The organism is Stenotrophomonas sp. S49, from assembly GCF_016624905.1.
GTDB lineage: Bacteria > Pseudomonadota > Gammaproteobacteria > Xanthomonadales > Xanthomonadaceae > Stenotrophomonas.
Window position 1 is genome coordinate 18,072 of the sequence record NZ_JACVUD010000053.1, and the last position, 10,475, is coordinate 28,546.

The 10,475-nt window shown below is 68.9% G+C and carries 6 protein-coding genes; 3 read left to right on the forward strand and 3 right to left on the reverse strand.

The features are described from left to right. Positions 1-116 precede the first annotated feature (116 nt). Genes IAE58_RS12395 through IAE58_RS12405 form a run of 3 tightly spaced genes read right to left on the reverse strand, consistent with a single transcriptional unit; the run spans position 117 to position 4,755 of the window. A complete protein-coding gene (locus IAE58_RS12395; protein ID WP_199933628.1) occupies positions 117-1,559 on the reverse strand; it encodes a TolC family protein in 1,443 nt (480 codons plus the stop codon). Beyond that, positions 1,556-3,514 carry a MacB family efflux pump subunit gene (locus tag IAE58_RS12400; protein ID WP_199933627.1) on the reverse strand — a complete coding sequence of 653 codons (1,959 nt, stop codon included), beginning with the start codon at positions 3,512-3,514 and terminating at the stop codon, positions 1,556-1,558. The genes IAE58_RS12395 and IAE58_RS12400 overlap by 4 nt, the downstream gene beginning before the upstream one ends. Further along, complete coding sequence (locus IAE58_RS12405) at positions 3,511-4,755, reverse strand: efflux RND transporter periplasmic adaptor subunit (RefSeq protein WP_108761630.1); 1,245 nt, start codon at positions 4,753-4,755, stop codon at positions 3,511-3,513. Before IAE58_RS12405 ends, IAE58_RS12400 begins: the two co-directional genes overlap by 4 nt. A gap of 204 nt (positions 4,756-4,959) precedes the next feature. On the opposite strand from IAE58_RS12405, the gene IAE58_RS12410 reads away from it, so the two are divergent. The 3 genes from IAE58_RS12410 (at position 4,960) to IAE58_RS12420 (ending at position 10,391) form a co-directional block, all read left to right on the forward strand. Further along, positions 4,960-5,688: a response regulator gene (locus tag IAE58_RS12410; RefSeq protein WP_108752624.1), complete on the forward strand. Its 729-nt coding sequence runs from the start codon at positions 4,960-4,962 to the stop codon at positions 5,686-5,688. A 5-nt stretch (positions 5,689-5,693) separates the two neighbouring features. Next, the gene (locus IAE58_RS12415) at positions 5,694-7,097 is read left to right on the forward strand and encodes an ATP-binding protein (protein WP_199933626.1); all 1,404 of its coding nucleotides are present in this window, start codon (positions 5,694-5,696) and stop codon (positions 7,095-7,097) included. A 267-nt stretch (positions 7,098-7,364) separates the two neighbouring features. Continuing rightward, positions 7,365-10,391: a ligand-binding sensor domain-containing diguanylate cyclase gene (locus IAE58_RS12420; RefSeq protein WP_199933625.1), complete on the forward strand. Its 3,027-nt coding sequence runs from the start codon at positions 7,365-7,367 to the stop codon at positions 10,389-10,391. Positions 10,392-10,475 lie beyond the last annotated feature (84 nt).

A 10,475-nucleotide genomic window follows, 5' to 3' on the forward strand; every position in this document is an offset into this window, starting at 1 on the left:
TTTTCCCTGGAAAAGGGCTCTGACCCCTCGACAGAAAACAAGCCGCCTGCCCAGCGCGCCCCAGGCGGGGTCAGAGCCCTCTCTGCCAGAGGGATCCGACCCCGTTATCCGGCCCCTCACCCTGCGCTGCCGCCCAGTGCCTTGAACAGGGTGACGTCGTTGTTCAACTGGCTCTGCCGCACGCGCGCCAGCGACAGTTCGGCATCGCGCCGGGTCTGCTGCGCTTCCAGCCAGGTGCGCAGATCGGTGGCACCCACCCGGTAGCGCACTTCCTGCGCGCGTTCCACTTCCACCGCCTGGTCGTACGAGGCCTGCGAGGCTTCGACCTGGCGTGCCAGCTGTTCGCGTGCCGACAGCGCGTTGTCCACTTCAGACAGTGCTGTGTACAGCGTCTTGCGGAAGTTGGTGGCGTCGATCTGGTAGGCGGTGCCGGCAATGTCGGTATCCAGCTGCGCCCGCTGCAGGTTAAGGAACGGCAGCGACAGGCCCGCGCCCAGCGTGGCCACCGGGTTGCGCAGCACATCACCCAGTGACGTGGCGCTGGAACCCACGCTGCCGGTCAGGCTGAGCGCGGGGTAGTACTGGGTGGCCGTCACCTTGATGGTCTTCAGGCTGTTGCGCAGGCGCAGCTCGGCCGCGCGCAGGTCGGGGCGACGGCCCAGCAGATCGGCCGGCAGGCCTTCGGCAATGGCCGGGCTGCGTGCATCGTCCAGGTTCTGCGGCTCTTCCCGCTGCGGCCACGGCGTGCCATCCAGCAGCACCGTCAGCGCATTGCGTACTTCCACCCGCTGCTGTTCCAGCGCGCTCTGCGCCGAGCGCTGTGACTGCAGGTTCTGTTCTGCCTGGCGCACTTCCAGCCGCGATACCGCACCGGCGTCGAAGCGCGCCTGCACCAGGTCGCGGGTGCGCTGCAGGCGCTCCAGGTTGGCCTGGCCGCTGGCGATGGACTGGTTCAGATAGGCCAGGGTCCAGTACTGGGTGATGGTGTCGCCGATTACCAGCAGCGCGGTGTTCTGCCGGTCCTCCTCGCTGGCCTGGGCTTCCCAGCGGGCGATGTCGCGCTGGGTGCGCAGGCGTCCCCACAGGTCGATTTCCCAGCCCAGCGACACGCCGGTGGAATAGCTGCGGCTCCAGTCGTCGGCCTGGTCGGTGGCGCGGCTGCCGCTGCCACTTACGCCCGACGAGGACGGCTGCGGCCACAGCGCATTGCTGGCCAGCCCGGCCTGCAGGCGCGCGCGCTGCACGGCCAGCCCGGCGGCGCCCAGGTCACTGTTGGCCTGCAGTGCGCGTGCCACCAGCCGGTCCAGGCGTTCATCGCCGAACCCCTGCCACCAGGTGTCCTGGCGGATATCGCGGCTGGGCGTATCCAGGCTGCTGCGCGGGTCGTCGGCGGGTGCGTTGAGGGTGGCATCGCCGCGGCCCCAGGTGGCAGCCACTTCGGGATCCTGGGTGGGGTAGCGGCCCACCGATGCGCAGCCGGACAGGGCCAGCAGCACGGCGCCAGCCAGCAGCAGGCGGGTGGGGGCAGGGAAGGGCAGTCGGGTCATCATCATCTTCATTCGCGGGCCAGTGCCTCCACCGGGTCGAGCTGGGCGGCACTGCGTGCCGGCAGGAATCCAAAGGCCACGCCGATCAGGGTGGAGCAGGCGAACGCGGCCACGATCGATGCGGTGGAGAACAGCACCTGGAAATCACTGGAGAAGCGTCCGATCAGCGCGCCCAGCAACAGGGCCAGGCCCACGCCGAGCAGGCCACCGAGCAGGCAGACCAGTACCGCTTCGATCAGGAACTGCTGGCGGATGTCGCTCTGCCGCGCGCCCACGGCCATGCGCACGCCAATCTCGCGGGTGCGCTCGGTCACCGACACCAGCATGATGTTCATCACCCCGATGCCGCCCACCAGCAGCGCGATGGCGGCGATGGCGCCGATCAGCAGGGTCATGGTGCGGGTGGTCTGCTCGATGGTCTCGCGGATTTCCGCGCTGTTGCTCAGGAAGAAATCCTCGGTGCCATGGCGCAGCGTCAGCAGGCGGGTGATGGCCTCCTGCGCGGCATCCATCGGCGTTTCGTCATTCACCCGCACGGTGATGCTGGACACGTGGCTCTGCCCCAGCATGCGCGACATCACCGTGGTGTAGGGCACGAACACGCCCAGGCTGGTGCTGCCGCCAAAGCCGAAACTCTGCTTCTTGGCCACGCCCACCACGCGCACCGGCACGTTGCCGAGCAGGATCACCTGGCCGACCGGGTCGCTGTCGGGGAAGAACTGGGTCTTGGTGTTCTCGTCGATCACCGCTTCCTGCGCCAGGCCCTTCACCGCATCGGTGTCGAAGAAGCTGCCGCTGAGCAGGGTGATGCCCTTCACCCGGAAGTACTGGTCGCCCACGCCACTGATCTGCGCGTTGGCCGACTGGTTGCGGTAGCGCGCGGTAACCGAGGTCGACACGCTGGGCGTGGCGCTGTCCACGTAGCTCTGGGTGGCCAGTGCGTCGGCGTCGGTGGCCTTCAGGGTCTGCACCCGCGCCGAGCGCATGTCACCAAACCCGCGACCGGGGTAGACGTCGATGGTGTTGGTGCCCAGCGCGCTGATGTTCTGCAGGATCTGCTGCTGCGAACCGTTGCCCAGGGCCACCACCGAGACCACCGAGGCGATGCCGATGATGATGCCGAGCATGGTCAGGAAGGTGCGCAGGCGGTGGGCGTTCATGGCCAGCAGGGCCATGCGGAAGGCTTCGGTGAAGCGGTCGCGTGCGGCGCGCCAGTTGCTGCCGTGGGCCACACCGACGCTCGCTTCGCGCTGTGCCCGATGGCTGGGCGCCTTCGGGTTGGCGCGGTCGGCGATGATCTCACCGTCGCGGATCTCGATGATGCGCTGGGCGTGCTCGGCCACGCTCATGTCGTGGGTGACGATGATGATGGTGTGGCCTTCGGCGTGCAGCTCGCCGAGGATGGCCATCACTTCTTCGCCGGATTTCGTGTCCAGCGCGCCGGTCGGTTCGTCGGCCAGGATCACCTCGCCACCGTTCATCAGGGCGCGGGCGATCGACACGCGCTGCTGCTGGCCACCGGAAAGCTGGCCGGGCTTGTGGTGCATGCGGTCGCCCAGGCCCAGGCGCTGCAGCAGTTGTTCTGCACGGGCGTTGCGCACCGGGCCGGGGCTGCCGGCGTAGACGGCCGGCACTTCCACGTTGCCGCGCGCGTCCAGGTCGCCCAGCAGGTGGTAGCGCTGGAAGATGAAGCCGAAATGTTCGCGGCGCAGTTCGGCCAGCGCGTCCGGTTCCATGTTGCCGGTCTCGCGGCCGGCCACCTGGTAGCTGCCACGGGTGGGACGGTCCAGGCAGCCCAGGATGTTCATCAGGGTGGACTTGCCCGAGCCGGACTGGCCAACGATGGCCACCATTTCACCGGCATGGATATCCACGTTGACATCGCGCAGCACAGCGATGGTTTCGTCGCCGGCGGGAAACTCGCGGCGCAGATCGCGCAGGCGCAGCAGGGGGGCGCCGTGGCTCATCGGCGCGGCCCCATGCCACCGGGCGGGCCCATGCGCATGCCGCCGCTGCGGTTGCTGTTGCCGCTGCTGGCCGCTGCGGCGCTGGCTTCACCCACCACCACACGTTCGCCTTCTTCCAACCCGGACAGGATCTGCGCGCTGGCGCCATTGCTGATGCCCACCTTCACCTTGCGCGGCTGCGGCTGGCCGTTTTCGCCCACCACGCGCACCATGCGCTGGCCATCGCGGGTCTTCGGGCCCAGCGCCACGGCCGGAACAAGCAGCGCGCCCTTGGCCTGGTTCAGCAGCACCGAGACCTGCGCGGTCATGTCGATGCGCAGGGTGCCGTCGGGGTTTTCCACGTCGAACAGGGCGTTGTAGTACACCGCGCTGCTGGAACTGGAACTGGACGAACTGCTGGAGCTGGACGAGCTTTCATTGGCGATGGATGACGGCGCCGGATTGATCTGCCGCAGCGTGGCGTGGTACTTGCGGTCCGGGTCGCCCAGGGTGGTGAAGTACACCGGCATGCCGGCCTTGATCTTCACCACATCGGCCTCGGACACTTCGGCGTTCACGGTCACTACGTCCAGCCGCGCCAGCATCACGATGGTCGGCGCGGTCTGGTTGGCGTTCACCGTGCGGCCTTCTTCGGCCACCACGGCCACCACGGTGCCATCCATCGGCGCGGTGATGCGGGTGTAGGCCAGGTTGGCGCGGGCGGTGCCCAGTTCGGTTTCGCGCCCCTTGATCTGCGCCTCGTAGGATTGCAGCTGCGCGCGGGCCGTCTTCAGCGTGGCTTCGGCGGCATCGTATTCCTGGCGCGAGGTGGCTTCGGCGGCCAGCATCTGCTTCTGCCGGGCGAAATCCAGCTCGGCCTGGCGCAGGGTGGCTTGCTGCACGGCGCGCTGGGCGATCACCTGGTCCAGCGATGCCTGGGCATTGAGCACCTGGTTCTGCTGGGTGGTGGCATCGATCTCGGCAATCAGGTCACCTTCCTTCACCGTGTCGCCCAGCTGCACCTTCAGCGATTTGATCTGGCCCGAGGCCTGGGCACCCACGCTGACCAGCTTGTAGGCATCGATCACCCCGGTGGCTTCCACGGTCTGTTCGATATCGCCACGGCTGACCGCGGTGGTGGCCAGGGCCGGTGCGGCCGGCTTGCGCAGCAGCCACCAGGCGGCCACGGCAGCGACCAGGACAAGCACGGCGATCAGCATCAGGCGACCTTTCCGGGTCGCGGGCAACAGGCGGGAGATCACGTCGGGGGCTTCACTCTGGGGGCCGCGGGGCGGCGTTGGCAGGCATTGTGAAGAGCCGACGAGGCCGCGCTCAATCCTCGGGGTGTGTCTGTATGTAACACTGTCGGGCAGAGTGCGTAACCACAGGTATCCGGCCCCGCCGTGGATACAGTGCTACGCAATGGCCAGGATGCGGTTCAGCTCCCGACACGGGAAAATCGCCACATGGAGACCGAAACCCCGATGCATCGACTGCTGATCGTCGACGACGACAACGACATCCGCACCCTGCTGGCCGAGCAGCTGGGCAAGGCCGGCTATCTGGTCAGTACCGCCGCCGACGGTACCAGCATGCGCCAGCTGCTGGACCGCGAGCACGTGGACCTGATCGTGCTGGACCTGAACCTGCCGCGCGAAGACGGGCTGACCCTGTGCCGCGACCTGCGCGCACGGTCCAACACGCCGGTGATCATGCTGACCGCGCGTGCCGAGCCGATCGACCGCGTGCTGGGCCTGGAAATGGGCGCCGACGATTACCTGGCCAAGCCGTTCGAACCGCGCGAGCTGCTGGCGCGCATCCGCAATGTGCTGCGCCGGACCGAAGCATTGCCGGCCAACCTGGAGCCGCTGGCGGTGCGCCGCGCGCGTTTCTCGCGCTGGGTGTTCGACCTGGAGCACCGCCACCTGGTGGACCCCGATGGCCGCGTGGTGGTGCTGTCCGGCGCCGAATTCCGTCTGCTGCGTGTGTTCATCGCCCATGCCAACAAGGTGCTGTCGCGCGAGCAGCTGGTGGCGCTGAGCAGTGGCCGCAACTATGAAGCGCAGGACCGTGCGATCGACCTGCAGGTCAGCCGCCTGCGCAACAAGCTGGCCGACGATGGCGGCCCGGATGGCCTGATCAAGACCGTGCGCAACGAAGGCTACGTGCTGGCCTCGTCGGTGCAGATGGAATAACCACGATGCAGCGCCTGCGCCACTTCCTGTCCTCGATGGTGGGACGGCTGTTCGTGATCCTGCTGCTGGGCATGGCCGTGGCCGCCATCGGTGCGACCATGCTGGCCTCTTCGAAGCGCCAGCAGGAATTCGAGCGGCAGAACCTGAACCGCGTGGCCGACCGCCTGCAGGGCTACGTGAACATGCTCGACGGCAACCCGGAGCTGCGTGAGCGGCTGCTGGAAACCGGCGGGCCCAGCGTGCGTTCGTTGCCGCCGGATGCGCGCCTGGGGCGGCAGGACACCGCGTTGATGGAGGTGCTGGATGACCGCGCCGGACCGGTGGCGCGCGCGCATGTGCATTTCACCTCGTTCCGTTCCTGCATTCCCCGCCTGCAGGAATTCCTGCCGCCGCCGCCGCCACCACCGAATGGCCATCGACGGCCGCCGCGCGAGCGCGATCCGTCGTTCATTCCGCCCAAGTGTCGGGCGGTGGATGTGACCCTGAGCGACGGCACGCTGCTGAAGCTGGCGCTGGATTCGCCGGCGGTGGCGCACAACGGCATCCTGGCGGTCGATCCGCTGTTCCTGACCCTGCTGGTGCTGGCCATCGGCGTGCTGGCCTATATCGTGGCGCGCATGTCCAGCAAGCCGCTGCAGGAACTGGCGTCGGCCGCCGAAGAACTGGGCGACGATCTGCAGCGTGCACCGCTGCCGCTGCGCGGCCCGCGCGAGGTGCAGCGCGCTGCCGAGGCTTTCAATGCCATGCAGCAGCGCCTGCAGCGGCACCTGGCCGAGCGCACGCAGATGCTGGCGGCGATCACCCACGACCTGCAGACGCCGCTGACCCGGCTGCGCCTGCGCCTGGAAAACGTAGGCGACGAAGCCCTGCGCGAACGCCTGATCGGCGACCTGGCCGCCATGCAGGCGCTGGTGCGCGAAGGCCTGGAACTGGCGCGCAGCGCCGAGAGTTCCGAGCAGCGCGCCGCCCTGGACCTGGATTCGCTGCTGGAAAGCATTGTCGAAGACACCGCCGAGGGCGGTGCCGACGTGGCCTTCCAGGGCCGCAGCGGGGCGGTGCTGATGCTGCGCCCGCTGGCCATGCACCGGTTGTTCTCCAACCTGGTGGACAACGCGGTGATGTACGCGCAGCGGGTGCGGGTACGGGTGGAACGCGATCATGAGGGCATCACCGTGGTGGTGGCCGACGATGGCCCCGGCCTGGCCGACGAGCAGCTGGAAGCGGTGTTCGACCCGTTCGTGCGGGTGGAAACGTCGCGTTCGCGCGAAACCGGCGGCGCCGGGCTGGGTCTGACCATCGCCCGTGCCCTGGCCGAAAAGGATGGCGGCCGCCTGTGGCTGCGCAACCGGCCGGCCGGCGGCCTGGAGGCCGTGGTGCACTGGCCGGCCAGCACCCAGGCGCGCCAGTAGATCCACGCCATGCGTGGATGACATTGCGCCCGGGGTCAGAGCCGTTTTCCGCAGGAAAAACGGATCTGACCCCATGCTCCCAAGCCAGGCGCCGGGGCTGCGGTGACGCCGAAGGGGGTGTTTGCCCTATCATTCGCGTCAACTTCCCAGCGCTTGACCGATGACCCAGCCCGTTCGTGCCGGCGTGCGGCCCCGTGCCGCCCAGCTGACCCCGCTCCTGCCTGTTGCCCCCCCGGGCAACCGCACCTGGCCCTTGCCCCTGCGGTAATGGGCGGAAAGGGGGCTGGCAGGCGCTTGGCGGGGCGCCACCCGGGAACCTGGATCGCACCGCTGCTGCGGTGGGCGCTGCTGTGCCTGCTGCTGGCCCTGGCGCCGCCACTGGCCGCGGCCCAGGAGGGCGCGCCGCCGCTGCGCGATTACGCCATTGATGTGTGGACGTCGCGCAACGGGCTTCCGCACAACTCGCTGCGCGACATCGCGCAGACCCCGGAAGGGCACCTGTGGTTCGCCACCTGGGAAGGGCTGGTGCGCTACAACGGGCTGGATTTCACCGTCTTCGACCGCAGCACCCGACCGGGGCTGCCGGACAATGGCATCGGCGCGCTCTACGTCGATCGGCAGGGCGGCCTGTGGATCAGCGATTCGCGCGGCAACGTCAGCTACCGCTCCGGCGATGGCCGCTGGCGGGTCTGGGAGCACGGGCCGAACAGCCCGCAGGTGCTGATCCAGGCCATGCAGATGGACAGCCAGGGCCGCCTGTGGCTGCTGTACGAAGGCAAGGGCCTGGGCTACCTGACCCCGGACGGCGGCATGGTGTTCGAGACCCCGCCGCCGGGCCTGCCGGTGGCGATGAGCTTCACCAAGCTGGTGGTGGACGCCCAGGACCGGGTGTGGATCGGCACGCTGGACGGCCTGCTGCTGCGCGACACCGACGGCGACATGAAGCGCGCGCCGCCGGGCTGGGGCGTGGGCAGTGGCCTGTCCTGGCCGTACCGGGCGCCCGATGGTGCGCTGTGGATCGTGGCCGGTGAGCGCCTGTACCGGGTGGAAGATGACCGCCTGGTGCTGGTACACCGCCTGCCCGGACAGCTGCACATGACGGCCATGCTGCAGGACCGCCATGGCGATATCTGGCTGGGCACCGAAAACCAGGGCCTGCTGCGCATTTCCGCGCACGGCATGGAGCGCCTGCCGGCCGGCCTGAACCTGCCAGGCGGGCGCGTGGTCAGCCTGCGCGAGGATGCCGAAGGCAGCATCTGGGTGGGCGCCAATGGCGGCCTGTACCGGCTGCGCGAAACCTTGTTCAGCAGTTACACCGAACGCGACGGCCTGAGCGGCGATTACGTGCGCACGGTGTTCGAGGACCGCGACCGCCGCCTGTGGGTGGGCAGTGCAAGTGGCCTGGACGTGCAGACCGATGATGGGCACTTCCGTGCCATGCCGCTGCACAACCGCGGCGGCAAGGCGCCGTCGGTGCTGAGTCTGGCGCAGGGGCCCGACGGCGACCTGTGGGTGGGGACCTTCGGCGACGGCGTGTACCGACTGGATGCGCAGGGCCAGCTGCGGCACAACTACGATGCAGCCGACGGCATGCCCGGCGGCAACATCCGCGCGATCAGCGTAGGCGCCGACGGCGTGGTGTGGGCCGGCACGCAGAAGGGCGTGGTCTCCATCGAGGGCAGCCGTGTGCAGGTGTCACGCGTGCCGGGCATGCCCAGCGGCCTGATCACGGCGCTGGAGCACGACCACCAGGGCAATCTGTGGATCGGCACGATCGAGGGCATCCATGTACTGCGCGGCGGCAAGGTGCAGCGCATCGACCTGACCGCGCTGGGCGGCGGCCGCAGTGTGTTCGGCTTCCGCCAGATCGGCGAAGCCATGTGGATCAGCAGCGACCGCGGCCTGTACCGCTGGCAGGGGGGGCGCCTGTCGCGCGTGGGGCTGGAACAGGGCATGCCGGTGGATACGGTGTTCCAGCTGGTGCCCGACCGCCTGGGCAATGTCTGGGTAAGCAGCAACCGCGGCGTGCTGCGGACCGACATGGCCACGCTCAACGCGGTGGCCGATGGTCGCGCGCCGCGGGTGTCGGTAGAGCGTTACAACGAGATCGATGGCATGGCCAACGCGCAGGCCAATGGCAGTTCCGGTCCGTCGGCGATCCTGCGCCAGGACGGCACCTTCTGGGTGGTGACTGCCGGCGGCCTGAGCACGGTCGATCCGCAGCGCCTGCAGCGCTTCCGCGAGCGCCCGGCGCCGCCTGCCGCCATCGAGAGCGTGCAGGTGGATGGCGTGCCGGTGCACTGGGAAGGCACCGACCACAATTCCATTCCGGGCGGGCGCCGGCTGGCGGTCAGCTTCGTTGGCCTGAGTTACCTGATGTCCGACCGCATCCGCTACCGCACGCGGCTGGAAGGGCTGGACCATGGCTGGGTGGAACGCGGCGCCCAGCGCAGCGTGGAATTCATCGGCCTGCCGCCGGGGGATTACACCCTGCATGTGTCGGCCGCGCATCCCGGCGGCGCCTGGGGCCAGCAGGAAGCGGTCTGGAGTTTCAGCGTGCAGCCGTTCTGGTGGCAGCGGCACAGCGTGCAGGCATTGATCGCGCTGCTGTTGATTGCAGGGCTGGTGGCCCTGTACCGGTTCCTGCTGCAGCGCTACCGCTCCAGCAACCTGCGCCTGGCCCAGCGCGTGGATGAGGCCACCTTCGACCTGCAGGCGCAGACCGTGCACCTGCAGGCGCTGAACCAGGAAAAGACCGAGCTGGCCGAGCGCCTGGCGCGGCAGGCCGAAGCATTCGAACGGCAGGCGCGCGAGGATGCGCTGACCGGCCTGGCCAACCGCCGTGGTTTCGATGAAACGCTCGCGCGCGACTTCGCACGTGCCCAGCGCAGCGGCCACCCGATGTGCCTGGTGGTGCTGGACATCGACCACTTCAAGGACGTGAATGACACCTACAGCCACAGCATCGGCGATGCCGTGCTGGTGGAAGTGGCGCAGTTGATCGCCGCCGCCAGCCGCGATTCCGACCTGCCGGCGCGTACTGGTGGCGAAGAGTTTGCGCTGCTGCTCAACGACACCCGGCTGGAAGAAGCCGCGCAGCTGTGCGCGCGCCTGCGCGGCCTGTTCCACGACCATGCCGACTGGGCAGGCGTGCCGGCCCTGCGGGTGACTTTCAGCGCCGGCCTGGTGGAACTTGCGGGGGACGACCGCACGCCGGCCCTGCTGTACCAGCGCGCCGACCGCGCGCTCTACCGCGCCAAGAGCGACGGTCGCGACCGCACCAGCATCGGTTGATGCCCATCCACAGCCCGGTGGGCGGTGGGTGGGGGCCCGTTGGGCGCCCCCCGTAAAATGACCCCCGCGAGGGCCCGCGCGGCC

Bases quoted from the DNA above. Each gene is read 5' to 3' on its own strand.
- IAE58_RS12395 (WP_199933628.1), bottom strand. From the start codon at position 1,559: ATGAAGATGATGATGACCCGACTGCCCTTCCCTGCCCCCACCCGCCTG.
- IAE58_RS12400 (WP_199933627.1), bottom strand. From the start codon at position 3,514: ATGAGCCACGGCGCCCCCCTGCTGCGCCTGCGCGATCTGCGCCGCGAG.
- IAE58_RS12410 (WP_108752624.1), top strand. From the start codon at position 4,960: ATGGAGACCGAAACCCCGATGCATCGACTGCTGATCGTCGACGACGAC.
- IAE58_RS12415 (WP_199933626.1), top strand. From the start codon at position 5,694: ATGCAGCGCCTGCGCCACTTCCTGTCCTCGATGGTGGGACGGCTGTTC.
- IAE58_RS12420 (WP_199933625.1), top strand. From the start codon at position 7,365: ATGGGCGGAAAGGGGGCTGGCAGGCGCTTGGCGGGGCGCCACCCGGGA.